Here is a 26,286-nt window from a genome sequence, read left to right as displayed (position 1 = left end):
CCGGGTCGACCTGGCACGATGCGCACCATGAGACAGATGGTGCGATGGGGCGCGGTGCTGGGGGCGGTCGCCCTGACGGCGGGCTGTGCCGAGATGCTCGGGAACGCCGACGCTGACACGGACGGACCCGCCGACCCTGCCACGCTGGCCGAGCGTGCCGAGTACTACGGGGTGCCGCCGGGGCTCGTGCTCATGGTGGACGGATTCGTGCCGGCACCCGGGGGAGGTGGAGCGTACGGCGCCGACGGCTACGCCGCGGTGCTCGTCGAGGACGCGGAGGAGTCCACCGACGTCGTGATGCTCTCCGCCGTGCCGGGAACGATCGACGCCGCGACGTGCCCCGAGCTGCCCGTCCTGACGACCACGGGCACGACGGCGCAGGGCCCGGTCGAGTGCTCCGCCGACGGCGCGACGTTCTCCCGCACGGCCGGGACCTGGCACGACTACGCCGTCGAGCGCGACGGAGCCGTGGTGCGGATCTCGAGCGACGGCGTCGAACCCGACGTGCTGCGTGCGGCCCTGGAGTCGGTGCGCGTGCCCACCGTGGGCGAGCTCGACACGATCCTGCCGCCGATGACCCCGCCCTCGCCCTCGGGGGAAGCTGGGTCGCCTTCGAGGCCACCGACGACGTCGCCGTCGCCGAGCCCGGTCGAGCGAGGTGACCTGCCGCCCGGGGACGGCGCGCCGGACAACAGCGTCGGTCTGGGCGGATGACCGGGACGGGGCGCGTCGAACTTTGACATCACCGGCCCGTTCACGTACTGACTGGAGGGTGCGCGTGCTCGGGTCCTCGCGACCGACGAGCCCGAGCGCACGCGAGCATGAGACGCCGCGATCCCGGGACGATCCGGGAGAAGGGATGACCCATGACCGCCATGATCGACACCACGACGGACCTCTACCCGAGCAGGCTCGCCGAGCCGGGCGAGGTCATCGAGCGTCAGCACCCCACCGTGTGGGGGACGGCCGACGACGGCCCGTTCGACGCCGCCGCGCTGGAGGCGCACTCCGAGCGCGGGTTCTCCATCCTGCAGGACTTCATCACCCCCGGTGAGGTCACGCAGTACAGCGCCGAGCTCGAGCGCCTCGCCGCTGACACGTCCCTGCAGGGCGACCACCGGGTCGTCCGCGAGAAGTCGTCGGGGGAGGTGCGCTCGATCTTCGAGGTGACGCAGCTCAGCGAGCAGATCGACGCGCTGAGCCGCGACCCCCGCCTGCTGGACCGTGCACGCCAGCTGCTGGGCTCGGACGTGTACCTGCACCAGACCCGGGTCAACTACATGCCGGGCTACAAGGGCACCGGGTTCTACTGGCACTCGGACTTCGAGACGTGGCACGCCGAGGACGGGATGCCCGCCCCGCGGGCGGTGAGCTGCTCGATCGCGCTCACCCCGAACTACCCCTACAACGGCGGCCTGATGGTGATGCCGGGCTCGCACCGCAGCTACGTGCCGTGCGTCGGCGAGACCCCGGAGAACTACCACGAGGACTCGCTCAAGGAGCAGAAGATCGGCGTGCCCCGCGAGGAGGCCATCACCGAGCTGGCGTGGAAGCACGGGGTGGACCAGTTCACCGGTCCGGCCGGCTCGGCGCTGTGGTTCGACTGCAACATCATGCACGGGTCCGGCAACAACATCACGCCGTTCCCGCGCTCGAACATCTTCCTGGTGTTCAACAGCGTCGAGAACGCGCTGACCGAGCCGTACGCCGCGCCGGCACCGCGCCCGACGCACATCGGCAACCGCGACTTCACGCCGCTGCGGTAGTCCGGGAGCCGGGCTGGCCCGGGCACCCGGTGCCCGGGCCAGGTCGGCCGCCGGTCTCGCGGTGTCGCCTCACCACGCCTGGGCGAGCACGTCGGCGAACAGCTCGTCGGTGTCCACCGGCAGCCCACGGGCGGCGAACCAGTCGCAGACGTTGCGGCAGTCACGGTGCAGCAGATCGGCGCCGAACGGGTTCGCGACCACGTCCACGACCTGGGGCAGGTCGATGATCACCAGCCGCCCGCCGTCCGACGGGTCGACGAGGATGTTGTACGGCGACAGGTCCCCGTGCGCCCAGCCGAGCCGGGCGAGCACCCCCATGGCTCGGCGCAGCTGGTCGAACCAGTCGGCGAGGGCCGCCGGGCCCGGGCGCTCGCGGGCGAGGCGGGGTGCCGCCTCGTAGCTGCCGTCGTCCGCGCGTCCGCCCACGAACTCCATGAGCAGCTCGGTGCCGTCGACCTGCACGGGGTAGGGCACCGGGGCGCCGGCGTCCCAGAGCTGGCAGAGCGCCGAGAACTCGGCGTCGGCCCACTGCGTGGCCGCGACCGTCCGGCCCCACGCCGACCGACGGTTCTCCACCGCCCGCTGGTCGCGGGTGCGCCGCGACCGCCGGCCTTCGGTGTAGGCGGCGTCCCGGTGGAACTGCCGGTTCTCACGCCGGCGGTACCGCTTGGCGGCGAGCAGGGCGGACTGCTCCGGGTCTCCCGGCACGGCGCGCTCGACGAGGTGGACGTCGGCCTCCTTGCCCGTCTTGAGGACGCCGAGCTCGGTGTCGAGCGCGGCGTCGGCCACGACGACCCAGTCGGGCCGGGGCTCCGGCCCGCGCTGGCCCTTGGTGACGGAGGTCCAGGTGGACCACCGTTGGTCCGGGCCCGGTTCGACCACGGAGTACGGGGTCGGGAAAGTCTCAGGGGTGTGCTGGTGCACGAAAGGCTCCTCGGGGAGGGAGGAGCGCCGACGGCGGCTCCTCAGCAGGGGGTGGTGAGCGCCCGGGCCGAGTCCTGCGGCAGGGCGTGCGTGACGACGACGTCCATGGCCTCTGCCCTCCGTCCGTCCGGGCGCACCCGCTGCGCCGTTCAACGGGAGGTTGCCAGCCCCTTGTGCCGCCCGTCCAGCGAATATCCGCCGCTACGGTGAGCGGATGGGATTCGTGCCGGTCGCCGAGGACGTCCTGGTGCGCACCAGCCGGCGCCTGGCCACCACCTCGACGCTGGTCCTCGGGCGCCGGTCGGTCGAGGGCCGGGCCGCGCTCCTGGTCGACCCGGCCTGGGAACCGGACGAGCTGGCCGCCATCGCCGCAGAGGTCTCGGCCCTCGGGGCGCGGGTCGTGGCGGGCTTCGCGACGCACGCCCACCACGACCACCTGCTGTGGCCCCGGGCCTCGACGGGGCGCGAAGGTGGGCGACACCGACGACGGCGCGCACGGCGCTGGGAGAGCGTGAGCGGCTGATCGCCGAGGCCCACCAGGACGCGCGGCGCTACGGCGGACGGGCGCACCCGCCCGAGGTGCTCGACCTGCTGGGGCGGGTCGAGGCGTTCGGCGGCCGGACGACGACGCTGCCGGACCTCGGTGGTCGGCTGCCGGTGGTGCGGGTCGTCGAGCACGACGGGCACGCCCCGGGGCACGCGGCGCTGTGGCTGCCGGACACCGGCGTGCTGCTCGCCGGCGACATGCTGAGCGACGTCGAACCGCCGCTGCCGTTCGACGAGATCACCGGCCGGGCGGACGTCGCGAGCTACCGTGCCGCGCTCGACCGCCTCGCACCGTACGTGGCCCGGGCGGCGGTGCTGGTGCCCGGCCACGGCACCGTCACGACCGAGCCGCTGCGCCGGCTGGAGAAGGACCTCCGGCTCCTCGCCGCCATGGCCTGACGGCGTGAGGTGAGCCGGCTCACGAGGTGCGCCGGCTCAGGAGGGCAGCAGCGACTCCCCGGCCGACGCCACGAGCTCGGTCGCCGAGCTCCAGGCCGACGCCGTGTCGAACCCCATCTGGTCCAGCATCGCCCAGGCGACGCCGAGCACCGCGTAGGCGCTGACGGGTGTCATGAGCGCCCACTCGCGCCAGGAGCCTGCGTCGCCGAGCAGCGGGACCGAGATGTTGCCCCGAGGGCTCCACATGTCGTCGAACGGCAGCCACCGGTGCCGCCGGACCCAGCGTGGTGACTTGATCCGTACGGGCCAGAGCAGCGGGACGCCGCGCGTCGTGAGCAGGTCGCCGAGGATGTGCACCGCGCAGCCGAGCCCGACGCAGAACGGCATCCAGTACCACTCCTCGGGGGCGAAGACGGCCACGAACGCCGCCAGGGAGACGGACAGGCTCCAGGTCCACCAGCGGCGCTGACCGGTGAGCTTGAGCGCTCGCACGGCGAAGGCGATGAGCAGCACGGCCATGATCCCCGGCCCGACGAGCACTTCGCCGAACTGCTCGGTCCGCACGGTGACCTGGCCCATCGCCCAGGCGATCGCCGTGAAGACGGCGACGCCGACGATCGAGTGCGTCGCGTTGCGGTGCCCGCCCGCAACGGTGGACACCAGCTGGGTGACGCCCTCCGAGACCGGCGGCAGCGAGTGCGAGATGGTGCCGTTGTGGTGGTCGGCGTCCGGCAGCAGAGCAGCGCCCGCGCACACGAGCGCGCCGGTCATGACCCCGACGTCCGAGACCGGGTACCAGCCGAACGCGATCGGCGTCGACGCGGTGACGGCCACCCAGGCGGCCGCGCCCGAGGCGGCGTGGTGCCCACCCATCATGGTGTGCGTGCTCCTTCGTCCGGTCTGCTCCCCATGACCGTTTGGTCCGGGTCCGGAGGAACGCTACACGGACCCGCCGACGCTGCTCGACCGCTGCGGCGCCGGGACGTCGGCGACGCCCGGAGGCCGTCGTCGACCGGGGCGCAGGCTGCCACGTGACCTGCGCCACGGCGGCCCGGTTTGCAGGTCGGGGCACCTGCCGTGCTATGTTTTTCACCGCACCGAAACGGGCCGTGCAGCCCGCAGAGGTCCACCTGTCCGGGTGGCGGAATGGCAGACGCGCTAGCTTGAGGTGCTAGTGCCCTTTATCGGGCGTGGGGGTTCAAGTCCCCCTCCGGACACTCGTTGAGACAGCGACGACGAAGGCCTCCCGGGTCCACAACCGGGAGGCCTTCTGTCGTTCCCGGGGATGGGGGTCGTGGCCCGGTGGGGCAGTGCTCGGTTCAGTTGTTGGCGCGGGCCTCCGGTCGTTCGGTGCTGGCACCCGGTGGTGCCGCTGAACGAGCTGCCTGCCGTCCTGAGAATGTGCTCCGCGGGGGTGCGGAGTGACGCCGGGTCCTGCGGTGGCGCCGGCGTCGGGCGAACTGGTGCCGGCAACCTTCGTCTTGCACCCTGCTCGTCGCCCAGACCTCGACAACTCGACGACCGATATTGGTGCTGGCGAGCTCACACGGGCGCCGTGCCGAGGCAACATCGGAGCGTTGGAGCGCCGCGACGGTCGGCGAGGCTTGGGGCGTGTCCGTCTTTGCGGCTGGTCGAGCGTGCCTCACCGTCGAGGTCATCCGTCCTGAGACCGTCGGGGACGGCTTTGGCTCAATCGAGATCCGCAACTCGTATGAGCGCGGCAGAGATCCTCGGACGCTTCAGACGGCTCAGCGCCCGACCATGCGCATGCCCGCGTCGTTGTAGCGGCTGCCGTGCACGCCGATGCGGGCGGTCAGGGTGTCGAGGTCGGCGAGCTCGTCGGCGGACAGCGAGACTGCGGTCGCGGCGGCGTTCTCCTCGACCCGCTCGATGCGGCGCGTGCCGGGGATGGGCACGATCCACGGATGCTGTGCGAGCAACCACGCGAGCGCGACCTGGCCGGGAGTGACGCGCTTGGCGTCGGCGAGGACTCGGACGTGGTCGATGATCGACTGGTTCGCGGCCCGGTTGTCCTCGGTGAACCGGGGGATGGTGGTCCGGATGTCGCTCTCGGCGAAGGCCGTCGTCGTGTCGACGGTTCCGGTGAGGAAGCCCTTGCCGAGCGGGCTGAAGGGCACGAATCCGATGCCGAGCTCGGCGAGAGTAGGTAGCACATCGGGCTCGGGGTCGCGGGTCCACAGGGAGTACTCGCTCTGCACGGCGGTCACGGGGTGGACGGCGTGCGCGCGCCGGATCGTGGCGGCCGACGGTTCCGACAGGCCGAGGTGGCCGACCTTCCCCTCGGAGACCAGCTCGCCGACCGTGCCGGCGACGTCCTCGATCGGCACGTCCGGGTCGACGCGGTGCTGGTAGAAGAGGTCGATCCGTTCGGTGCGCAGCCGCCTCAGCGACGCATCGGCGACACGCCGGATCTGTGCAGGTCGGCTGTCGAGGCCACCTCCGGCTTCGATGTCGAAGCCGAACTTGGTGGCGATCACGACTTGGTCGCGCACCGATGCGAGGGCCTCGCCGACGAGCTCCTCGTTGACGTAGGGGCCGTAGACCTCGGCGGTGTCGATGAACGTCACGCCGCGTTCGACGGCGCCGCGCAGGACGGCGATCATGTCGTCGCGGCTGCCGGGGTTGGGGCCGTAGCTCTGAGACATGCCCATGGCGCCGAGGCCGATGGCCGAGACCTCGAGCCCGGAACCGAGAGTGCGCTGGTGCATGGTGAACTCCTGGGATGAATGTCGGTGGAAGAGGTCGGGCCGCCCGTCCTCAGCGCTTTTCGACGCGCAGGGAGGTCGCCCGGGCCGCCGGAGCGGTGATGCGCCGCACGGCCTCTCCGGCCCCGTACTTGTCGCGATAGGCGCGGTCGATCGCGTCGTCGCGGCTGTCGTCGTGGACGAAGATCACCTCGCAGCGGATGCTGCCGGAGTCGATCTCGCCGGTTCCGGTGCGCTGCACGCCGCGGTACCAGGCACCGTCGGTGCCGCGCACGGACCGGATGTACAGCCGGCCGTCGACGACGACGTGCCACACGATGCGCGGGTCGCGCAGCGTGCCGTCGGTGCGGTGGGCGGCGACGCGCAGCTCTCCGTCGGCGTCGATCGTGGCGAGGTCGTCCGGGTTCCAGTCGCTCATGATGCTGTTCCCTGTCGTCGGGTGGGTCGCGGCCGGGCTTCCCGGCGCTCCTCGGTGCTGGGCGGCGGGCTGCCGGGTGGTCCGGGAGGGTTGGGACGTCCGCCGGCTCCCACCCTCCCCTGGCGCGGTTACGGACGCACGAGGACCTTGAGCTTTTCCCGGGAGTCCATGAGGCGGTAGCCCTCGGCGACGTCGTCGAGGGAGACCTCGGCGTCGAACACCGCGCCCGGGTCGAGCTCACCGCTCAGCACCTGGGCGATCGCGTCTTCGATGTAGGCGCGCACCGGGGCGGGGCCGCCGTTCAGCGTGGCGTTCTTGCCGAACAGGGAGCCGAACCCGACGGGTGCCTCCTCGTACTGCGGGACGCCCACGCGGGAGATGACGCCGCCGGGGCGCACGATCCGGTAGGCCTGCTCGTAGGCGGGCATGTGGCCCACGGCCTCGAGGACGGCGTGCGAGCCCTCGCCGCCGGTGAGCTCCATGACCTTGGCGATGCCTTCTTCACCGCGCTCGGCGACGACGTCGGTGGCACCCCACTTCTTGCCCAGGTCGGTGCGGGAGGTGTGGCGGCCCATGAGGACGATCGTCGTGGCGCCCATCTGCTTGGCGGCGAGGACGGCGGACAGGCCGACGGCGCCGTCGCCGACCACGGTGACGGTCTGGCCAGGCTTGACCTTGGCCATGAAGGCGGCGTGGTAGCCGGTGAGGTAGACGTCGGCCAGGGTGAGCAGCGAGGGGAGGAGCTTGGCGTCGACGTCGGCGGGCAGCGTCACGAGCGTGCCGCTGGCTTGCGGGACGCGGATCTTCTCCGCCTGCGCGCCGCCGATGCCGCCGGCGCCGTACCAGCCGCCGTGCTGGCAGGCGGTGTGGAAGCCCTCGCGGCAGAACGGGCAGGTGTTGTCGGACACGGCGAAGGGCGAGACGACCAGGTCGCCGGGGGCGAGGTCGGTGACGGCGTCGCCGACCTGCTCGACGACGCCGAGGAACTCGTGTCCCATCGGCGCACCGTCCTCGGAGGCGGGCATGGACCGGTAGGGGTGCAGATCGGACCCGCAGACGCAGGCCAGGGTGACACGGACGATCGCGTCGGTCGGCTCGACGATCGTGGGGTCGGGAACGTTCTCGACGCGGACGTCGCCGGCGCCGTACATAACAGTGGCTCGCACGGGTGGTGCCTTTCGGTGCTGCTGGACGGACTGGTAGGGAGATGCGGTAGCCCGCTCCGGCTCAGGCCTCGGGGATGTCGCTGCCGAAGGCCTCGAGGGTGATGGCGTCCGGCTCGGGGCCGCCGCGCACGCCGGTGTCGAGGGCGTCGATCGCGGCGAGCTCGTCGCCGCTGAGCTCGAAGTCGAGGACGTCGAAGTTCTCGGCGATGCGGGCCGGGGTGACGGACTTGGGTATGGCGGAACGGCCCTGCTGCAGGTGCCAGCGCAGCATGACCTGCGCGGCACTCTTGCCGTGGGTCTCGGCGATGGCGCCGATCGTGGGGTCCTGCAGGGTGCTGGTGTGCTCGCCGTCGCGGTAGAACGTGATGCCGCCGATGGGCGACCACGCCTGGGTGAGGATGCCGTGGGCGGCGTCGGCCGCGAGGACGTCGGGCTGGCGGAAGTAGGGGTGGACCTCGATCTGGTTGACGGCCGGCACCACAGACGTTTCGGCCAGGAGCCGCTCGAGGTGGTCGGGCATGAAGTTGGACACGCCGATGGCGCGGACCTTGCCGTCGGCGAGCAGCGTCTCGAGGGCCTTGTAGGCCTCGATGGTGAGGTCGAAGCGGGAGGGCAGGGCCTGGTGGAGGATCAGCAGGTCGATCTGCTCGACGCCGAGCTTGCCGGCGCTCTTGTCGAAGGCGTGCAGGGTGGCGTCGTAGCCGTAGTCGCTGATCCAGATCTTCGTCTCGAGGAAGACGTCGTCCCGGTCGATGCCGGAGCGGCGGATCGCCTCGCCGACGCCCGCCTCGTTGCCGTAGGCGGCGGCGGTGTCGATGTGCCGGTAGCCGGTGGCGAGCGCGGCCTCGACCGCGGCCACGGTCTCCTCGGGCGGGGTCTGGAAGACGCCGTACCCGAGGGTGGGCAGCTCGACGCCGTTGTTCAGGGTCAGGGTGGGCACGGGGTTCATGGGCATGCCTTTCACGGTAGGAACGATGTGGTGGTTGTGGGAGGTCCTGCTGGTACCCCGCTGTCGGGGCCCTGTGTCGTGATCGTCGTCGTCATCGCCGTGTCCCGCCTGCCGAGGGGAGGACCAGCAGGACGGCGGCGACGAGCGCGCCGAGCAGGAGGACGGCACCGGCCAGCATCGCGGTGGCGTAGGTGCTGGTGAGGGCGAGCACGAGGCTCAGGCCGAGGGCGCCGCCGAGCTGGTGCACGGAGTTGACGACTCCGGAGGCGGCGCCGGCCTGGGAGGTGCCGACGCGCACGATGCCGGATGCCGTCAGCGGCCCGAAGGCGAGGCCTTGGCCGGCGCCGATGAGGGTCATCGGCGCCGCGATACCGATGAGGTAGGAGGTGTCTGTCTCGATGGTCCCCAGCCAGGACATTCCCGCGACGGCGAGCACGAGCCCGGTCACGAGCAGGACGGCACCGCTGGTGCGGCGCTGCAGCCGTGGCACGGCGAGCGCGACGGCGAAGTTGACCGCGGTCATGGGGAAGTAGGCGAAGCCGGCGGCCAGGGCGGTGAAGCCTCGCTCGTCCTGCAGGTACTGGCTGGTGAAGAGGAAGAAGCTCATCATCGCGCCGATGAACAGCAGGCGGGCCAGGTAGGCGCCCACCCGCTCGCGGTCCGCGAAAAGCCTCAGTGGCATCACCGGCTGCGCGGCGCGGCGTTCGACGACGATGAGAGCGACCAGCAACCCCACTCCGATGCCGATCGCGGCGAGCGCGGCGGCGTCGGTCCATCCGGCCTCGCCTGCGCGGACGAAGCCGTAGACCAGCGCTGTCGGGCCGAGCGTCGCCAGCAGCGCGCCCGCGACGTCGAACCGGCCGGGCGTACGCACCGTCTCGGGCAGCATCTTGAGTCCGCCGACCAGCATGACGACCCCGATGGGCAGATTGACGAGGAAGCCGACGCGCCAGGAGGCCAGGTCGGCGAGCAGTCCGCCCACGACGAGTCCCACGCTCCCCCCGATCCCCGCCACCGCGCCGTACGCCGCCGTGGCACGGGTGCGCTCCGGGCCCTCCGGGAAACTGGCCGTCAGCAGCGCCAACGTCGACGGCGCCAGCACCGCGGCGCCGACGCCCTGCACCGCCCGGGCCGCCACCAGCCACGTGCCGGTCGGGGCGAGGCCGACCGCGACGGACGCCAACGTGAACAGCGCGAGCCCGACGACGAACATCCGCCGCCGTCCGAGATTGTCGCCGGCCCGGGCACCGAGCAGCAGCAGCCCGCCGAACGTCAGCAGGTAGGCGTCCTGCACCCAGGCCAGCGCCGTCGCGGACATCTCGAGCTCGTCCTGGATGTGGGGCAGCCCGGTGATCACGATCGAGTTGTCGAGGATCACCATGAAGTAGCCGACGAGGATGATCGCCAGGATCGCGGTCGTGCCACGGCGGGCGGGTGGCGCGGTGGATCCCTGGGGAGACGCCGTGGCGGGGGTCGCAGGTGCGCTGGTCATGGCTTCCATAACACTCCGCACCGCGCAGGTGAGGGAGTCCCGGACGTCCCGGGTACCGCCAGTACCTCCCACTGGGCAGGCACCGGACGTACCGTCGAAGGCATGGACCTGAAAGCTGAGACGCGTGAGTTCCTGGCCACCCGCCGGGCGCGGATCACCCCCGACAAGGCCGGCCTGCCCGCCTACGGCGGCAACCGGCGGGTGCCCGGGCTGCGCCGCGAGGAGGTCGCGATGCTCGCGGGCGTGAGCGTCGACTACTACACGCGCCTCGAACGCGGGAACCTCTCCGGCGTGTCCGAGGAGGTGCTGGAAGCCCTCGCGCAGGCCCTCCAGCTCGACGAGGCCGAGCGCACCCACCTGTTCCACCTCGCGCGGGCCGCCAACGCCTCCGGCGCCGCCCGATCCCGTGCCCGCAGCACCCAGGCACCCTCGCTGCGCCCGGTGGTGCAGCGCATCCTGGACTCGATGCAGGGCGCGCCCGCGTTCGTGCGCAACGGGCGCCTCGACGTGCTCGGCGCGAACCTCATGGGCCGTGCCCTGTACGCGCCGCTGTACGACTCGCCCGAACGGATCGCCACGAAGCCCGTCAACTCTGCACGGTTCCAGTTCCTCGACCCGGAGCCTGCCCGGGCGTTCTGGGGCGATGCCTACGAGCGGATCGCGCACGATGCCGTCGCCATTCTGCGCGCCGAAGCCGGACGCAACCCGTACGACAAGCACCTCACAGCACTCGTCGGCGAGCTGTCGACCCGCAGCGAGGACTTCCGGCGGCTGTGGGCCTCGCACGACGTGCGCCTGCACCGCACCGGCACCAAGGTGTTCTTCCACCCGGGCGTGGGGCGGCTAGAGCTCCAGTACGAAGGACTGACCCTCGAGGCCGACGCCGGACTCCGGCTGAACGTCTACACCGCGCAGCCCGGTTCACCGTCCGACGACGGACTCAAGCTGCTCGCGTCGTGGGCGGCGACGACGCTGCCCGACCATTCCGAGACCGCAACCGCCCACGAGAGGACCAACGACTGATGCGCAAGCTGCCGCAGCCCGCCACCACCAAGAACCCTCCCGAGATGTTCACCGGCGACGTGTGGCTCGACCCCGTCGCGTCGCCGCAGGACGGCGACCAGCGCATGACCGTGGCCCTGGTGCGCTTCGCACCCGGTGCCCGCACCGCGTGGCACTCGCACGCCCGCGGGCAGACGCTGCACGTGACGTCCGGCGTCGCCCTGTTCGGCAGCCGAGACGGGAGCGTCATCGAGGCACGCGCGGGGGAGACTGTGTACTGCTCGCCGGGCGAGGAACACTGGCACGGCGCCGCCCCGGACGCTTTCATGGAGCACCTCGCGATGCTCGAGAGCGCCGACGACCCCGCCGGCACCACGACCTGGCTGGAGCACCTCACCGACGCCGAGTACGGCGCCCGCTGACTGGGAGGCCCTGCCGGTACCCGGCACGGCCGCCACTCCCACATCGCGCCAGGTAGCACGAGCCTGAAGGCATGACGACGACGCGTGAACCGACCCGCAGGGCCCTGCTGAGAGCCGGCCTGGCCGGTGCCGCAGCCCTGGCCGCGGCGTGCACCGCGGCCCCCGACCCGGCGCCGAGCACGACCGGCCCCGACACCCGATCGCCCACCGCAGCGAACCCCGAGACGTCCCAGGTCCCCACGAACGTGCTGCTGGTGTACTTCTCCCGCGGCGGCGAGAACTACTACTACGGGGGACGCAGAGACCTCGAGGTCGGGAACACCGCAGTCCTCGCCGGCATGATCGCCGACCGGATCGAGTGCGACGCCTATGAGATCCGAGAGGATGACCCGTACCCGCACGCCTACGACCCCACGGTCGAGCGCAACCAGCAGGAGCAGCTCGACGACGCGCGACCCGCGATCGCGGGCACGCTCCCGGACGCCGCAGGATACGACGTGGTACTGCTCGGCAGCCCGGTGTGGAACGTGCGTGCACCGATGATCATGTCCACCTTCGTCGAGGGCGTCGACCTGCGGCAGAAGGTGGTGCTGCCGTTCGTCACCTACGCCGTCTCCGGCATGTCCGGCATCGACGCGGACTACCGCGACGCCCTGCCCGACTCGCCCGTCGGCACAGGCCTCGCAGTCCGCGGCGAAACCGTCGCTGACGCCGGCGCGCAACTCGACGACTGGCTCACTGCGGCCGGCCTCATGGAATAGGTGTTGCCGCTCGCGGGGCCAAACACAGTACGCGGTGTACACAAAAGTCATCATGTCTAAGTGGTACATTATGTGCATGGACACGATGGAACGCCCGGCGGAGTGGGCCCCCGAGTCGGCCACGGCAAGCGTCTCGACCCGAGAGTTGCGCGAAGGTCTGGCGGAGCTGCTGGCTCGCGCGCGGTATGCGCATGAGCGCATCGTCGTGACGAAGAACGGGAAGCCGGCCGGTGCCATTATCGGGATGGAGGATCTTGAGCTGCTCGAACGCCTGGAGGATCTGAACGACCGCTTGCAGTACGACGAGGCCAAGGCCGAGGACGACAGCGAGAACGTGCCGTGGGAGCAGGCGAAGGCCGAGCTCGGCCTGTGACCGGCGCGTACCGCCTCGAGATCCAGCGGCGTGCTCTGAAGGAGCTCGGCAAGCTTGACGCGCAGGTCCGCCGACGCATCTCAGCCGCCATCGACCAGCTTGCCGGCGATCCGCGTCCGAGCGGATGCAAGAAGCTCGTCGGCCGAGACGCGTGGCGCATCCGGGTGGGCGACCATCGCGTCATCTACGAGATCGAGGACGACGTCGTGTTGGTCCGCGTCGTGCGAGTCGCCCACAGACGCGAGGTGTACGAGTAGTACCCACCCGGGCTCGCGTGCGCACGGCCCGAGCCCTAGTCGGCCAGCCTGTGCATGGCCTCGGACGAGCGGGTTCGGCCCCGCGAAGCCACCGAGCCGTGCGAGGTCCTCTGCGCCTCGGTCCGCTGTTCCCGTCGGGAACACTCCCTGACCAGTGGGAGCTTGCCGAGAGCCTCTGTCTCGTGACGGGTCGGTTGGAGGCTTTCATTCCCCGGGAAGGATGAGAGTCATGGCAGCACCGAGAAAGTACCCGGACGAGCTTCGGGAGTGGGCGATCCGGATGGCGGTCGATCCGCGGGGTGACCCGGCGACCCGCAAGGGCGCGTTGGCGCGGGTCGGTGAGCAGCTCGGGTTCAATTCCGAGACGCTGCGCGGCTGGGTCCAGCAGGCCGAGATCGATGTCGGCGACCAATGCGCCAAGGCGAGTCCGTGCGTCGAGACGGTCCGTGAGGAACGGACGGGCAAGACGGTCAAGGTCCGGCACAACTACACCGACCGAGCGGTCTGGTTCTTCTCGAATCCGAAGAATACTTGCGCCGACGTCAATGTCGACCGGACATACAAGGGCTGAGGCGAGCGTGCCGCAGCCAAAGCGCGAGGCGACGAGAAGCGACGCGGGCGACAGCAAGCTGAAGAAGATGCCAACGCGGGATGGTTGACGTGGGATAGGATCGAGAGCTATGCAGGTTTTGCTGCTACCGGGTTGGCGCTACTCACACCGATCTGTCTAGATCTGCGGGATCTCGGGAGCAGGGATATCCCTTAGTCTTGCCGCGGTCGAGTACTATCAGGGCGATAGTGGGGGTGCTGCATTGAACCTGGTTTCCGCCGCGACTTTCGGAGCAGGAGGACTGTTGACGCGCGGATCGAGATTGACGATGTCGGCGGGTAAGCCCGTATGGGCGACTCGGAAAGCAGCGCAGGCTGCGGGCCGGCCACACTTGGGGGTGCGTGATGCGACAGCTTCCTCTGGACGTTGCGAGCGCGCTTCGGTTTCTCTGAGGCGAGCATGGCGGTATGTGGACCAGGTAGCCTTCCATCCGCACGGGGCGTTTGCGGCCGCGCACATGACGGCTACCCAAACGGTATCCTCCTCGGCATTGAGGGAGTAATGGTGCGGTTCATCAACGTATTTCGAATGGAAGTGCTCATCAGTCTATGGACGCTCAGATTGATCGCTAAACGTCTTGTCCCATCTTGGCGCCACGCCCATGCAGATGGCGAGACGCCCTTCGCTTGGTCCTCGGTAGCGCGCGATCCCGAACAGGCATATCGAACAATGCTTGATCTTGCCGCCTTTGGGATGGTGATGATTGGGGCGTCGGGGCTGCTAGTAGTCGGTTTCGCGGTTCGAGTTCTCGACTTCCCTTGGTATCTAGAGCCGCTGCAGTATTGGGTGGTGCTTGCCCCAGTGGTTGTCGCACTCACCTCTTCAGCGGTAATTTACTATCGGTTGAGGAAGCTTCATGCGGCAAGCGGATCTCCGACTAGATCCGTTGATCTCGAAGGCGATCCTAATTTTATGATCGGGTCCTCAATTGCCGGCCTTGTGCTGGCGGGCATCATCTCGGTCGCGCTTTCTGTTGCGCTGCCGAATCCGTCGACTTGGTAGCCGGTGCCGCGGATCGCGCGGTCGTCGTTGCTTGGATAGGCGTGCAGAACTTACGGGGCTGGAGGCGATCGGGGCGCGCTACTACGACCCGAGCTTGGGCAGGTTCGTCTCGGCGGTGATGCTCGGTCCAGGTCGTATGGCACCGACGCGGGTGAGAACCGGCCCCATCGAACCCGGGACGCGCCGCTGGAGAAGAGGGCTTCGTCGTGATCAGGCTGAGGCGAGACGGTCGAAGTCCTGACGGTTGAGCGAGATGCGATCGTCGGCCGCCAGCTCGACCAGCCGGCGGTGGGTCCGCGGCGGGATCCGCACGCGGAACTCGCCGGAGCAGGTGCGCTCGGACAGCGGCTGGGGGACCGGCTCGGCCGCAAGGTCGTGCTCTCGACGCGCATGCGAGAGGCGTACCTCAGCTCGCTCTTTGGTGATCTGCCACGTCCGGCTGCTCGTGGGCGGCGGCCGCGGCGCGGCGAAGCACGTCGTGCTGCGCCGGGTTGTACAACTCCGCCAGCGCTTGGACCAGGGTCTGCTTGGCAGCCGCGTGCAGCCAGGGCCAGGTGGTGGAGCGCCAGTTGGCGCCGACGCGTGCGACCTCCCCAGCCAGGCGTTCTCGGATCGCGTCGCTCGCATCGGGGGGCAGTGCGGCCAACTTGGCGCTGACGGCGGGAGGCTCCGCCATGACCATCCTGCGCAGGTGCGCCACCGCATCGGGGTCGTAGAGCTGCGTGCAGACGTGGATCAGAGCACGGTCGGTCTCGGACAGCCGCGCTGCCACGGACTCGAACCCGTGGGGGGTGTCCACCGGAGCATCGGCGTGCAGGATGGCCGCGATGTCGGCTCGCGCTCGCTGGGACCGCTCGATCGCGTCGTGCAGCGCGGCGTCGAGACTCCGCAGCGCGTCCTTCAGGCCGCTCCCGTCCTGGGCGCCGATCTGCGCGAGGGGAACTCCGAGCTCGGCGAGACGCCGGAGCTGTAGCAGACGGACCAGGTGGGGGACGCGATACTGCTTGTACCCGTTGTACCTGCGTGAGGGCTCGTCGAGAAGTCCGAGCGCGTGATAGTGCCGAACGGTGTTGACTGTCGTGCCGGCGAGGTCTGCGAGCTCACGTGTGCTCCACGTCATGTCGTCAGGCTCGCCGCGCCGGACCGCGCTTCGCATCGGTGGAACTCACTGGTTCCACCCCGGCCACAGCGGGTGACGCGTACCTCAGGTACCCTGCGTCTCGGTAGAATCTGCCCGATCCGGTACGTATACCGGTGCACGCACGGCACGTGGTGAAACGTGGACGGGTACCCGCCGCTGACAGGCTTCGATACCTCCCGACCCTCTGGACGGAGGGTTCGCGGATCTCGTCCGATCGCTCGGACGGCCTCGGTGGGTGATCTCTTCCGGTCGAGGTGCGGCGCGAGGCTCAGAGCCCGCGCTCCTCACTGATCGAGTTGGCCCCGTCGACGGTGATGAGCTGGCCGCTGATGTATGACGCGCCTTCCGCGGCGAGGAATGCGATCACGTGCGCGACCTCCTCGGAGCTACCTGAGCGTCCGACGGGAGTCGCCGCGCCCATGGCGCGCTCGTGGTCGGACGCCGACGCGGTGTCGATCCAACCCGGCGCGACGGCGTTGACCACGACACCGCTCGAAGCGGTCTCGATCGCGACCGCTCGAGTAAGCCCGACGATTCCTGCTTTCGCCGCGTGGTAGGCGACATCTCCTGGATAGGCGGCAACCGGTCCCGACACCGACGAGACGTTGACGATCCGGCCATAGCCCGCGGACTGCATCCCTCCGACCACCGCGCGGATCATCAAGAACGTCGTGGTCAGGTTGCGCTCCAGCGACGCGTGCCAACGAGCGACTGCGGCACCGGGGTCCCGATCGGATATCGAGGTCATGCCGGCATTGTTGACGAGCACGTCGACGCTGCCGTAGGCGGTCTGCGCACGAGCGACCACGGCGTCGACGCCGCTCTGCTCCCTGAGGTCAGCGACGACTCCCTCCGCCTCGCCGCCCGAGGCTCGCAGCTCGTCGACGCGATCGAAGATGCGCTCGGTCGTCGAGGTGACGACCACACGCATTCCGGCGGCGCTGAGAAGACGGGCCGCAGCGAAGCCGATGCCGTGCTCGCTCCCGGCGCCGGTGACGATGGCAACACGCTGACGGGGCAGTGCCATGGTGGGACCTCACTCTTCTCGGACAGGGGACGCGCGACTCCGACCGGTCGACAGGAGGAGCTGTGCTCCCTGCCGACGATCAGCCGATCCCCGATGTGGTCGGTGATCCGTCAAGCACAGACCCTGTGGTGGGGACCATGTCAAGGGCCGCGAGCACACTGACTCTCCCCGTGAGGCGCCCGCCCATCACACGGTCTGAGCGGCTTGGCTGCTCATGACCGCTCGTCGAGATGCAGGTGGCGGCGCATCGCTGCCGCGGCGTCGCGCAGGTGCGCGAGCTGCTCGGGGGTGAGTGCGTCGACGAACACGTCCTTGATCGCGCGAAGGTGCGGCAGGGTGCTGGCGTGAAAGGCGCGCGCACCTTCCTCGGTGAGCACGACGCGCGAGCCCCGAGCGTCCTCCGCGCAGGGTTCACGACGCACCAGGCCACGCCGCTCCATGCGGCCGAGGTGTCCGGACAGACGGCTGCGTTCCCACTCGATGTGCGCGGCGAGCTCGGAGGACCGCATCGCCCGGCCGTCCGCCTCGCTGAGCGCGAGGAGCACCCGATAGTCCCCGCCCGAGAGCCCCGAGTCGTCGTGCAGCCGGGCCTCGATGCGCGCGCGGACGATCTCGAAGGTCTCGATGTGCAACCGCCAGGCCGCCAGCTCGTCATGCGTGGGAACCTGCCGGCGCCGGGGATGATCCATGGCTCCTCCTCAGTCGTTGACACGTGAATCGTACGGGCGTCGGCGTGGCGCCGGCCCTCGGAGTACGCCGGTGAAAACCGCTCTTCGCATCGGATCCCGCCAGCTCGACGAGTCGCCAGGTCGCTCGCAGGCTCGTCGTGTACGTGAAGATCACCGACGCGGAGGCGCGAATGGTCGACGACGATGGCCCCATGAGTGACACCGACCTGAGCACCACGACAGACGGTGCGGCGCGTGGCGGTCTGCGGCCGGCGACGATCGAGCGGATCGAGAACGGGCTGGTGGTCGTGCTGGCGGTGGCCGGGACGCTCGCGATCGAGCCGGGGTTGTGGTGGTTCCCCTTGGCTGTCTTCCTGGCGTTCGACCTGTCGATGGTCGGTTATCTGCGGTCGCCGGCCGCCGGCGCTGCCACCTATAACGCCGTCCACACCTACGTCTGGCCGCTGACCCTGGCCGTCGCGGGGCTCGTCGCCGGTACCGGTGCTCCGACGCTGTCCCGGTGGCTGGGCCTGGTCGCGCTCGCCTGGGCATTCCACGTGGGCCTCGACCGGGCGCTCGGGTACGGCCTGAAGCTGGCTGACGCGTTCACGCACACCCACCTGGGCTGGATCGGCAAGGACGCCGGGACGAACGCCCGGTGACGCGATGCCGCGACGCGGCACCCATGGCGCGAACCGCACGCACGACCGGGGACACCGGCCGTCCACCGCGACGGCAGGCACCTCTCAGGAGCAGGGGGGGCGGGGGCCCGGCGCGGCCGACATCGGTGCGCCCTCGCGCGCGATCACCACGCGGACCTCGGGCGGCTCGGCGGCGAACTCTGGTGCGGTCGGGCCGCCACGTCCTGGCCGCTGCACCCGGCGGGTGAACCCTCTGGTCGCCGCATCTGGCATCGGCGAGAATGACCTTGTGGGGGGACCTTGCCGAACCCGGTCTGCGACGACGGCGGACCGGGCGGACGAAGGGCGGAGCTGGTGAGGATCCTGGGACGGCGCGCCGAGGCGGCGGCGGTCGATCGGTTGCTCTCGGACGCGCGGGCGGGCCGCAGCGCGGCCTTGGTGGTGCGTGGCGAGGCCGGCATCGGGAAGACGGCGCTGCTGGAGCACGCTGGTGACGTGGCCGCTGGTTGGGGATTCAGGGTGGACCGGGCGACCGCCGCCGAGTCGGAGATGCAGTTCGCGTTCGCTGGCCTGCACCAGCTGTGCGCGACGGCGCTGGAACGTGCGGGCGCCCTGCCCGAGCCCCAGCGCATGGCACTGGGGGTGGCGTTCGGCCAAGCGGCCGGCCCGGCGCCGGACCGGTTCCTGGTGGGGCTGGCCGTGCTCAACCTGCTGGCAGAGGTCGCCGAGGAGCAGCCCTTGCTGTGCCTGATGGACGACGTGCAGTGGCTGGACGAGGCGTCCGCGCACGTGCTCGGGTTCGTCGCCCGCCGGGTGGGCGCCGAACACCTCGCACTGGTGTTCGCGATCCGTGACGACGACGGCCGTGACATACCGAGCCCGCTGATCGGGCTGCCGGAGCTGCGGCTGGACGGGCTGGCGGAACCCGAGGCCCGCACGCTGCTGGCCTCGGGTGTCCCGGCGCCGCTCGACGAGAATGTGCGCGAGCGGATCGTCGCCGAGGCCCGCGGGAACCCCCTGGCCCTGCTGGAGCCACCCGGCAACGGGCACTCGGCGTGGTTCGCCGGCGGGTTCGAGCGACCCGACGCCCTCGACGTCCCGCGCCGGATCGAGGAGAGCTTCCGACGGCGTGCGCACGGCCTGCCGGCGCACACCCAGCTCCTGCTCCTGGTCGCCGCAGCGGAGCCGACCGGGCAGGCGACGGTCTTGTGGCACGCCGCCTCACGGCTCGGGATCGCTCGCGAGGCAGTGACCCCCGCGCAGGACGCCGGGCTCGTGGAGATCGACACCCAGGTGCGCTTCCGCCACCCGTTGGTGCGCTCGGCGGTCTACCAGGCGGCCAGGGGCGACGACCGCCGTCGGGCACATCAGGCCCTGGCCGAGGCGACCGACCCGGATGTCGACCCCGACCGCCGCGCCTGGCACCGGGCCCAGGCGGTGCTGGGCACCGACGAGGACGTCGCGGCAGAGCTGGTGCGATCCGCGAGCCGCGCGCACGCCCGGGGCGGGGTGGCCGCTGCCGCGGCCCTGCTGGAGCAGGCGGCCGCGCTGACGCCCGAGCCGGCCGTCCGCGCCGCCCGGGCGTTGGACGCGGCGCAGGCCAAGCACGAGGCGGGTGCGTCCCAGGCCGCCACCGGGCTCCTCGCCGTCGCCGCGGCGGGCCCGCTCGACGTTCTCGGACGGGGGCGCCTCAAGCTGCTCCGCGCCCAGGTCGAGTTCCACACCACGCGCGGCAGCGAGGGTGCGGGGATGCTGCTGGACGCTGCCAGGACGCTTGCCCCGCTGGACCCGGAGCTCGCACGCGACACCTACCTGCAGGCGCTCGAGGCGTCGTTCCACGCCGGGCGCCTCGGAGGTGACTGGACGATGGCTGCGGTCGCGGGCGCCGCCCGGGCGGCGCCCGTGGCATCGTCGCCCACCCGGCCGGTCGACCTCCTGCTCGACGGTCTGACCACCATGTTCACCCACGGGTACGAGGCGAGCGTGCCCACGCTACGCCGTGCTCTCGACACGTTGCGCGGTGGCGTCAGCGTCGAAGGGCCGGGCGAGGGCGTCGGTCTGGACGAGGGCAGCCGCCGCCGGCTGTGGTTGGCGTGCCAGGTCGCGGCCACGCTGTGGGACGACGACGCCGTGTACGTGCTCGCCGACCTCGACGCGCGCCTCGCCCGCGAGGCCGGGGCGCTGTCGCGGCTCCCGGCGGCCCTCAACGCTCTTTCCTCGGTACTGGTGCTCACCGGCGACCTGGGCCGTGCGGCCGAGCTCGTGGCCGAGGAGAGCGCGATCCGGAGCGCGACCGGCGCCCCACCGCTGCCCAATGCCCGGCTCATCCTCTCCGCCTGGCAGGGACGCCAGGCGGAGACGACCGCGCTGCACGCAACCATGGTGGCCGAGGCGACGGGGAGGGGAGAAGGCGCGACGCTCGGGCTGGCCGACGTCGCCATGGCCGCGCTGCACAACGGGTTGGGTAACTATGGTGAGGCTCTCGCCGCGGCGAGCGCGCCGGTGGAGCGCGGGGAGCTGACCTTCGCCAGCATCGCGCTGCCCGAGCTCGTGGAGGCGGGCGTCCACGCCGGCGAGCCGGGACGGGCCGACGCGGCGCTGGAACAGCTCAGGGCGCGGGCCCAGGCCAGCAGCACCGCGTGGGGGCTGGGGCTGTACGCGCGGTCGCGAGCGCTGCTGAGCACCGGGCCGGACGCCGAGGAGCACTACCGGGAGGCGATCGACCAGCTCGGACGCAGCCGGATGGCCACTCACGTGGCCCGCGCCCACCTGGTCTACGGCGAATGGCTGCGCCGCGAGGGGCGCCGGCAGGACGCGCGCGAACAGCTGCGCACCGCGCACGAGATGCTGACAGGGATGGGAGTGGACGCTTTCGCGGCCCGCGCTGCCCGCGAGCTGGGCGCCACCGGCGAGCATCCGCGCAGACGCACGGAGAAGCCCACCGACGACCTCACCGCCCAGGAGCTGCACGTGGCACGGCTGGTGGCCACCGGCGCTACCTCGCGCGAGGTGGCCGCGCAGCTCTTCCTGAGCCCACGGACCGTCGAGGCCCACCTGCGGGCCATCTTCCGCAAGCTCGCCATCACCTCCCGCCGCGAGCTGCGCGGCCTGCCCCTGACGTGACCGTCGTGCCGCCGGGGCGCCTTGACCCTGTGGCGGCAACACGGTGTCCCGTGGTGCCATGCAGACCAGACAGTGGGACCGCCCGTGATCGTGGCGCAGTCCCTGACCAAGCGCTACGGCGCCACGACGGCGGTCGACGGCGTCGACTTCACCGTCCGTCCCGGCGTCGTCACCGGGTTCCTCGGCCCGAACGGCGCCGGCAAGTCGACGACGATGCGGATGATCGTCGGGCTCGACCACCCCTCGGGCGGCCGCGTGACCGTGGACGGCACGCCGTACGCGCGCCTCCGTGCCCCGCTGCACCGCGTCGGCGCGTTGCTGGACGCCTCGGCGGTGCACCCGCGCCGCAGCGCCCGCAACCACTTGCTCGCTGTCGCCGCCACGCACCGGATCGGCGCGCGGCGGGTCGACGAGGTGATCGCGACCGTGGGGCTCGATGCGGTGGCGCGCAAGCACGTGGACGGGTACTCGCTGGGTATGCGTCAGCGGCTGGGACTCGCTGGAGCGCTGCTCGGCGACCCGGACACCCTGATCCTCGACGAGCCGGTCAACGGGCTCGACCCCGACGGTGTGGTGTGGATGCGCGGGCTGCTGCGCGACCTTGCAGCCCAGGGGCGCACCGTGCTCCTCTCCTCGCACCTGATGACGGAGATGGCTCTGACCGCCGACCACGTGATCATCCTCGGGCGGGGTCGAGTGGTCGCCGACGCGCCGATGAGCGACCTGGTCGCCGGTGCCGATGCGGACACCGTCCAGGTGCGCACCCCGCAGGTCGCCACCCTCACCCCCCTGCTGTGGGCGGAGGGGGCGACCGTCACCCGCACCCCACCCGACCTGCTGTCGGTGGCCGGGCTCGGCGCGCCACGCATCGCGCAGGTCGCCGCCGGCGCCGGGATCGTGGTCAACGAGCTCACCCCGGTGACCCGTTCCCTCGAGGACGCCTATCTGGAGCTCACCCGCGACGACGTCGAGTACCGCTCCACCGGCACCCGTCGCATCGCGAGGGAGATGCCCCGATGAGCGCCGTCGTCGTCTCCGAGTGGGTCAAGCTGCGCAGCTTGCGCTCCACGTGGTGGGCGCTGGGTGCTCTGGCGGCGGTCACCATCGGTGTCGCAGCGCAGGTCTCCTCGTCGGTGAGCTTCTACGGCGTACCGGGCGTCGTCTCCCAGGACGCGATGCAGGACCTCGGCGTGTACGTGGTGACGGTGAGCACCGACTTCGGTGCCCTGGTGGTCGCGGTGCTCGGAGTGCTGATGATCGCCGGGGAGTATGGCACCGGCACCATCCGCAACAGCCTGACGGCTGTGCCGACCCGGCTGCCGGTGCTGGGCGCCAAGGCGCTGGTGCTGGCCTGTGCCACGTTCGCGGTGGCCACCGCCGCGTTCGCCGTCGCCGTGCCGGTCTCGACCGGGCTGCTGGCGGGCAACGACGTCGACGTCCACCTCGACGACCCGCACTACTGGTTCGCCGTGCTCGGCGGTGTCACCTACCTGGTGCTCGTGGCCCTGATCGCGTTCGGGATCGGTGCACTGGTGCGCAGCACCACCGGCGGCATCGCGATCTCGCTCGGCCTCCTGCTCGCCGCACCGGTCGCGCTGAGCCTGCTGCTCGGCGTCGACCCCCCGGCCTGGGCGGAGAACCTCGCAGTCCTGCTGCCCACGGTCGCGGGCAAGCTGCTCTTCACCTACCCGGCGGCTCAGCGCTGGGTGGACCTGTCCGCACCGTCGGTCGACGGCGCCTGGGTCGGCGAGCCCTGGCACGGCGCTCTCGTCCTGGTCGGCTGGGTGGCGGCGCTGCTCGCCGTCGCCGGTCTGCTGCTGCGCCGTCGGGACGCATGAGCCCCCGGGGGCCACGGGCTCGACTCCGGTCCGACGGATCGCACCATCGAAGGGAGAACCCCATGACTGCGCCCTCACCCGAGGCGGATCCCGAGCCCGCGCACGAGACGGCGGGCGGATCTGCGCCGGTGGGCGGGCCTGAGCAGCCTGCCCTCCGCCGGCGCCGGCGCCGGCGGGTGTGGGTGGTCGGCGGCGTCGTCGGGCTCCTGGCGGCGACGGTGACGGTGCTCACCCTGGTGTTCCAGTTCGGCCTGCCGTGGTGGAGCGGCCCAGGCGACCACGACCACGTGCACGTCGCGGCCGACGGCACCCGCCAGCGCTACCAGGTGCACCTGCCGCCGCAGCACGACGGCGGCACGGCACTGCCCGTGATGATGGCGATCCACGGGTGCGGGATGACCGGGTACGGGTGGAACTCGATGAAGGGATCCACGCAGTTCGACGCGCTCGCCGACCGTGCGGGGTTCATCGTCGTCTACCCGACCCAGCGCATGTTCGCCGACCGCATCAACTGCTGGAACTCCGACGACCCGCGCAACCAGGTCCGCGGCAGCGGGGAGGCGGCGCTGCTGGCCGGGGTGGCCCGCGACGTCGTCGAACGCTACGGCGCCGACCCCGAGCGCGTCCACGTCTCCGGCGCCTCGTCCGGCGCGGGCACCGCCGTGATCCTCGGTGCGACTTACCCGGACGTGTTCGCCACCGTCACCTCGGTGGCCGGCGGCGAGTACGGACTGAACCAGGTCGACCCGGACGACCCGGACGCCACTCCGCCGTCGGTCACCGGACGGCAGGCCTGGGCGCAGATGGGCGAGCAGGCCCGCGCCGTGCCGCTGCTGATCGTGCAGGGCGGCAGCGACGACGTCGTGCCGACCGTCGTCGGTCAGCGGCTGGTGGAGCACTGGCGCACGGTCGTCGACCTGGTCGTCGACGACGCGCTCGACGGCAGCCCGGAGCTCGTCCCCGACACGATCGTCCACCCGGCCACGGGGGACCGCTACGAGTACGCGCAGACCACCTACCGCGACCCCGACGGGCAGGTCCTGATCGAGTACGTGTATGCCGACGACCTCGCCCACGCCTGGTCCACGCCCGGCGCCGCCGGCATCTTCACCGACACCGCCGGCCCCGACGCCACCGAGATCGCCTGGCAGTTCGCCCAGCTCCACGACGATCGCTGACCGGGCAGCCACCTGATCGTGGGCCCCGACTCCAGCAGCTCGACGGGAGCCGGGCACACCAGCGTTCGGAGCGCCTCCTTCATCGGGCGTTGTCGGTGATCTTCACCGATGCGAAGGCCTCACGCGGAACAGCACGCTGGGAACGAGGCCCGGGCTTCCGGCACCGAGTCCGCCCGACCTGCTGAACCGCGCGAGAAGGGGCTCACACCCATGTGTACCGAGGTCACCGCGACCGACACCGGCAGGCAGCACGACGGGGTCGCGGCGGAGATGTCGCACCTCGCCGGGCTCGTCGACGATCGGGAGCCGTGATCAGGGTGCGATCGGACGCCACCGCTGGACCGCCACGGTTCGACGGTCTGAGTGCCGTGGTCATCAACGCCACCCTGAAGCGCTCGCCGGAGCCCAGCAACACCGACGGGTTGCTGGGTGTCAGCACGCGGATCATGGCGGAGCACGGGGTCGAGGTCGAGGTCGTCCGGGCAGTCGACCACGACATCGCGATCGGGTTGTGGCCGGACATGACCGAGCACGGTGAGAACTCCGACGGCTGGCCGGAGATCTTCGACAAGGTGTTGGCCGCGGACATCCTCGTCCTCGCGGGGCCGATCTGGCTGGGAGACAACAGCTCGGTGATGAAGCGCGTGATCGAGCGGCTCTACGGCTGCTCCGGTGCGCTGAACGAGGCCGGGCAGTACGTCTACTACGGACGCGTCGGCGGCTGTGTCATCACCGGCAACGAGGACGGCATCAAGCACTGCGCCATGAACGTGCTCTACAGCCTGCAGCACCTCGGCTTCACCATCCCCCCGCAGGCCGACGCGGGCTGGATCGGGCCGGTCGGGCCCGGGCCTTCCTATCTCGACCCCGGGTCGGGTGGCCCCGAGAACGACTTCACCAACCGCAACACCACCTTCATGACCTACAACCTGATGCACGTCGCGGCCCTGCTGCGCGCCGCGGGTGGCATCCCGGCGTACGGCAACCGACGCAGCGAGTGGGACGCGGGCTGTGCACCGGACCAGGACAACCCCGAGCACCGGTAGGCGAGGACCGGTATCGGTGCGGTGGCCGGTGCCCCCCCAGCAACGATGGTGCCCTCATGGCCGGCGCCGCGGACGGGACGCCGAGCCCCGCAACGGCGCCGCGGGCTCCGGAGCGGGCGCCGACACCTTCGCTGCGTCGAAGACCGACATGATGACCATCGCGGTGCTGGTGAAGCCGATGGCGAGGGCGAGAAGCAGCGAGGGGACGAAGTCGCTCGGCGACGGGCTCCAACCGCCGAGGACCCACGGCAGGACAGCCAGAGCCACCACCGCGAGCGAGGTGGCGACCTCGTTCGCGGCCAGAGCAGGGGACTTTCTCGTCGCGCCCTTCTTCAGGATGCGACGGGTCGTGTCGACGGTGGCGACCACGAGTGCCGCCGCGAACAACGAGAACGTAACGGCCCCCCAGACGGGCGCCGCACCGGCCAGGGCGAGAGCGACGAAGAGGGGCAGGCTGTAGGCGATGAGCACCCACCGGGCGCCGGCCCGCATGTACTGGTCCGGCGTGCTGCCCGCGGCGCCGCGCGATCGGTGCAACGCTGAGTCGAGGTAGAAGAACACGGCCACGATGAAGGTGCCGACGAGGGTCGCGGCGATTCCCGCGAGGCCGAGCAGGAACTCGTCGGTCACCTCACCGTAGGCGATGGTGAGACGTTCGGCGTCGAGGACCGAAGGAGTGGGCATCGGGTCGTCTCCTTTCGTGTCCACAGGCGTCGGCGGCCCCGCGGTGCGGCCGACCCCCGGCCCGAGGAGCCCGTTCGACGGGCCGAAAACCTCCGGCAGCCTGGTCGGCTGCCGTGTCAGCAGGCTC

At 71.1% G+C, this 26,286-nt stretch carries 29 protein-coding genes and 1 tRNA gene; 18 read left to right on the top strand and 12 right to left on the bottom strand.

Going from position 1 to position 26,286, the window contains the following annotated elements; translation table 11 throughout:
* Positions 1–27 precede the first annotated feature (27 nt).
* Together MWU57_RS02325 and thpD are read left to right on the top strand one after the other, a co-directional pair.
* Positions 28–714 carry a hypothetical protein gene (locus MWU57_RS02325; RefSeq protein WP_246907042.1) on the top strand — a complete coding sequence of 229 codons (687 nt, stop codon included), beginning with the start codon at positions 28–30 and terminating at the stop codon, positions 712–714.
* A gap of 152 nt (positions 715–866) precedes the next feature.
* On the top strand, positions 867–1,766 hold the full coding sequence (gene thpD, locus MWU57_RS02320) for an ectoine hydroxylase (RefSeq protein WP_246907041.1): 900 nt from the start codon (positions 867–869) through the stop codon (positions 1,764–1,766).
* A 69-nt stretch (positions 1,767–1,835) separates the two neighbouring features.
* Here thpD and MWU57_RS02315 read toward each other — a convergent pair whose 3' ends face one another.
* Positions 1,836–2,690 carry a serine protein kinase RIO gene (locus tag MWU57_RS02315; protein ID WP_246907040.1) on the bottom strand — a complete coding sequence of 285 codons (855 nt, stop codon included), beginning with the start codon at positions 2,688–2,690 and terminating at the stop codon, positions 1,836–1,838.
* A 214-nt stretch (positions 2,691–2,904) separates the two neighbouring features.
* Between MWU57_RS02315 and MWU57_RS02310 the strand changes: the two genes are divergently transcribed.
* A complete protein-coding gene (locus MWU57_RS02310) occupies positions 2,905–3,213 on the top strand; it encodes a hypothetical protein (RefSeq protein WP_246907039.1) in 309 nt (102 codons plus the stop codon).
* Positions 3,132–3,635 carry an MBL fold metallo-hydrolase gene (locus MWU57_RS02305; RefSeq protein ID WP_246907038.1) on the top strand — a complete coding sequence of 168 codons (504 nt, stop codon included), beginning with the start codon at positions 3,132–3,134 and terminating at the stop codon, positions 3,633–3,635. The genes MWU57_RS02310 and MWU57_RS02305 overlap by 82 nt, the downstream gene beginning before the upstream one ends.
* 36 nt (positions 3,636–3,671) lie before the next feature.
* Here the strand turns inward: MWU57_RS02305 and MWU57_RS02300 are convergent, their stop codons facing one another.
* Complete coding sequence (locus tag MWU57_RS02300; RefSeq protein ID WP_246907036.1) at positions 3,672–4,511, bottom strand: metal-dependent hydrolase; 840 nt, start codon at positions 4,509–4,511, stop codon at positions 3,672–3,674.
* 256 nt (positions 4,512–4,767) lie between these two features.
* On the opposite strand from MWU57_RS02300, the gene MWU57_RS02295 reads away from it, so the two are divergent.
* Positions 4,768–4,852 (top strand) — tRNA-Leu (locus MWU57_RS02295).
* Positions 4,853–5,383: 531 nt separating this feature from the next.
* Here the strand turns inward: MWU57_RS02295 and MWU57_RS02290 are convergent.
* The 5 genes from MWU57_RS02290 to MWU57_RS02270 form a co-directional block, all read right to left on the bottom strand.
* On the bottom strand, positions 5,384–6,364 hold the full coding sequence (locus MWU57_RS02290) for an aldo/keto reductase (RefSeq protein WP_246907034.1): 981 nt from the start codon (positions 6,362–6,364) through the stop codon (positions 5,384–5,386).
* 49 nt (positions 6,365–6,413) lie between these two features.
* A complete protein-coding gene (locus MWU57_RS02285) occupies positions 6,414–6,779 on the bottom strand; it encodes a DUF2255 family protein (RefSeq protein ID WP_246907032.1) in 366 nt (121 codons plus the stop codon).
* Positions 6,780–6,907: 128 nt separating this feature from the next.
* Positions 6,908–7,945, bottom strand: coding sequence for a zinc-binding dehydrogenase (locus MWU57_RS02280; RefSeq protein ID WP_246907031.1), 1,038 nt, complete (start codon positions 7,943–7,945; stop codon positions 6,908–6,910).
* Between the two features lie 61 nt (positions 7,946–8,006).
* Positions 8,007–8,900 carry an aldo/keto reductase gene (locus tag MWU57_RS02275; RefSeq protein WP_374108513.1) on the bottom strand — a complete coding sequence of 298 codons (894 nt, stop codon included), beginning with the start codon at positions 8,898–8,900 and terminating at the stop codon, positions 8,007–8,009.
* Between the two features lie 85 nt (positions 8,901–8,985).
* A complete protein-coding gene (locus MWU57_RS02270; RefSeq protein ID WP_246907029.1) occupies positions 8,986–10,386 on the bottom strand; it encodes an MFS transporter in 1,401 nt (466 codons plus the stop codon).
* A gap of 102 nt (positions 10,387–10,488) precedes the next feature.
* On the opposite strand from MWU57_RS02270, the gene MWU57_RS02265 reads away from it, so the two are divergent.
* The 7 genes from MWU57_RS02265 to MWU57_RS02235 all read left to right on the top strand — a co-directional run bounded on the left by MWU57_RS02265 (position 10,489) and on the right by MWU57_RS02235 (position 14,813).
* Positions 10,489–11,409 (top strand): helix-turn-helix transcriptional regulator, encoded by a 921-nt coding sequence (locus tag MWU57_RS02265; RefSeq protein ID WP_246907027.1) that lies wholly within the window; start codon positions 10,489–10,491, stop codon positions 11,407–11,409.
* Positions 11,409–11,810 carry a cupin domain-containing protein gene (locus MWU57_RS02260; protein ID WP_246907024.1) on the top strand — a complete coding sequence of 134 codons (402 nt, stop codon included), beginning with the start codon at positions 11,409–11,411 and terminating at the stop codon, positions 11,808–11,810. Before MWU57_RS02265 ends, MWU57_RS02260 begins: the two co-directional genes overlap by 1 nt.
* A 71-nt stretch (positions 11,811–11,881) precedes the next feature.
* Positions 11,882–12,571, top strand: a complete 690-nt coding sequence (locus tag MWU57_RS02255; RefSeq protein ID WP_246907022.1) for a flavodoxin — start codon at positions 11,882–11,884, stop codon at positions 12,569–12,571.
* A gap of 76 nt (positions 12,572–12,647) precedes the next feature.
* Positions 12,648–12,944 (top strand): type II toxin-antitoxin system Phd/YefM family antitoxin, encoded by a 297-nt coding sequence (locus tag MWU57_RS02250; RefSeq protein WP_246907020.1) that lies wholly within the window; start codon positions 12,648–12,650, stop codon positions 12,942–12,944.
* Positions 12,941–13,201, top strand: a complete 261-nt coding sequence (locus MWU57_RS02245; RefSeq protein ID WP_106269728.1) for a type II toxin-antitoxin system RelE/ParE family toxin — start codon at positions 12,941–12,943, stop codon at positions 13,199–13,201. The genes MWU57_RS02250 and MWU57_RS02245 overlap by 4 nt, the downstream gene beginning before the upstream one ends.
* Before the next feature lie 229 nt (positions 13,202–13,430).
* Positions 13,431–13,772, top strand: coding sequence for a transposase (locus tag MWU57_RS02240; RefSeq protein ID WP_246907017.1), 342 nt, complete (start codon positions 13,431–13,433; stop codon positions 13,770–13,772).
* A gap of 543 nt (positions 13,773–14,315) precedes the next feature.
* Positions 14,316–14,813 carry a hypothetical protein gene (locus MWU57_RS02235; protein ID WP_246907015.1) on the top strand — a complete coding sequence of 166 codons (498 nt, stop codon included), beginning with the start codon at positions 14,316–14,318 and terminating at the stop codon, positions 14,811–14,813.
* A 210-nt stretch (positions 14,814–15,023) separates the two neighbouring features.
* Here MWU57_RS02235 and MWU57_RS18535 read toward each other — a convergent pair whose 3' ends face one another.
* From MWU57_RS18535 to MWU57_RS02220, 4 genes are all read right to left on the bottom strand, one after another.
* Entirely contained in the window at positions 15,024–15,158 is a 135-nt protein-coding gene (locus MWU57_RS18535; RefSeq protein WP_374108515.1) for a toxin-antitoxin system HicB family antitoxin, read from the bottom strand.
* Positions 15,159–15,219: 61 nt separating this feature from the next.
* The gene (locus MWU57_RS02230) at positions 15,220–15,933 is read right to left on the bottom strand and encodes a MerR family transcriptional regulator (RefSeq protein ID WP_246907014.1); all 714 of its coding nucleotides are present in this window, start codon (positions 15,931–15,933) and stop codon (positions 15,220–15,222) included.
* Positions 15,934–16,222: 289 nt separating this feature from the next.
* Positions 16,223–16,981 carry an SDR family NAD(P)-dependent oxidoreductase gene (locus tag MWU57_RS02225; protein ID WP_246907013.1) on the bottom strand — a complete coding sequence of 253 codons (759 nt, stop codon included), beginning with the start codon at positions 16,979–16,981 and terminating at the stop codon, positions 16,223–16,225.
* A gap of 212 nt (positions 16,982–17,193) precedes the next feature.
* Entirely contained in the window at positions 17,194–17,670 is a 477-nt protein-coding gene (locus MWU57_RS02220) for a MarR family winged helix-turn-helix transcriptional regulator (protein ID WP_246907012.1), read from the bottom strand.
* Positions 17,671–17,813: 143 nt separating this feature from the next.
* Between MWU57_RS02220 and MWU57_RS02215 the strand changes: the two genes are divergently transcribed.
* From MWU57_RS02215 to MWU57_RS02190, 6 genes are all read left to right on the top strand, one after another.
* Positions 17,814–18,311, top strand: coding sequence for a DUF4260 domain-containing protein (locus MWU57_RS02215; protein ID WP_246907011.1), 498 nt, complete (start codon positions 17,814–17,816; stop codon positions 18,309–18,311).
* A gap of 333 nt (positions 18,312–18,644) precedes the next feature.
* Positions 18,645–21,413: an AAA family ATPase gene (locus MWU57_RS02210; RefSeq protein ID WP_246907010.1), complete on the top strand. Its 2,769-nt coding sequence runs from the start codon at positions 18,645–18,647 to the stop codon at positions 21,411–21,413.
* Between the two features lie 84 nt (positions 21,414–21,497).
* Positions 21,498–22,433: an ABC transporter ATP-binding protein gene (locus tag MWU57_RS02205; RefSeq protein ID WP_246907008.1), complete on the top strand. Its 936-nt coding sequence runs from the start codon at positions 21,498–21,500 to the stop codon at positions 22,431–22,433.
* On the top strand, positions 22,430–23,251 hold the full coding sequence (locus tag MWU57_RS02200) for an ABC transporter permease (protein ID WP_106269438.1): 822 nt from the start codon (positions 22,430–22,432) through the stop codon (positions 23,249–23,251). The genes MWU57_RS02205 and MWU57_RS02200 overlap by 4 nt, the downstream gene beginning before the upstream one ends.
* Positions 23,252–23,313: 62 nt before the next feature.
* Complete coding sequence (locus MWU57_RS02195) at positions 23,314–24,429, top strand: PHB depolymerase family esterase (protein WP_246907007.1); 1,116 nt, start codon at positions 23,314–23,316, stop codon at positions 24,427–24,429.
* Positions 24,430–24,737: 308 nt separating this feature from the next.
* Positions 24,738–25,475: a flavodoxin family protein gene (locus MWU57_RS02190; protein WP_374108512.1), complete on the top strand. Its 738-nt coding sequence runs from the start codon at positions 24,738–24,740 to the stop codon at positions 25,473–25,475.
* 54 nt (positions 25,476–25,529) lie between these two features.
* Here MWU57_RS02190 and MWU57_RS02185 read toward each other — a convergent pair whose 3' ends face one another.
* Positions 25,530–26,159: a hypothetical protein gene (locus MWU57_RS02185; RefSeq protein WP_246907005.1), complete on the bottom strand. Its 630-nt coding sequence runs from the start codon at positions 26,157–26,159 to the stop codon at positions 25,530–25,532.
* Between the last annotated feature and the right edge of the window lie 127 nt (positions 26,160–26,286).

Source organism: Isoptericola sp. S6320L (assembly GCF_023015685.1).
GTDB classification, from domain to species: Bacteria; Actinomycetota; Actinomycetes; order Actinomycetales; family Cellulomonadaceae; genus Isoptericola; species Isoptericola halotolerans_A.
Note: the sequence above shows the minus strand (reverse complement) of the source record. Positions and strands in the feature narration are given on the sequence as shown.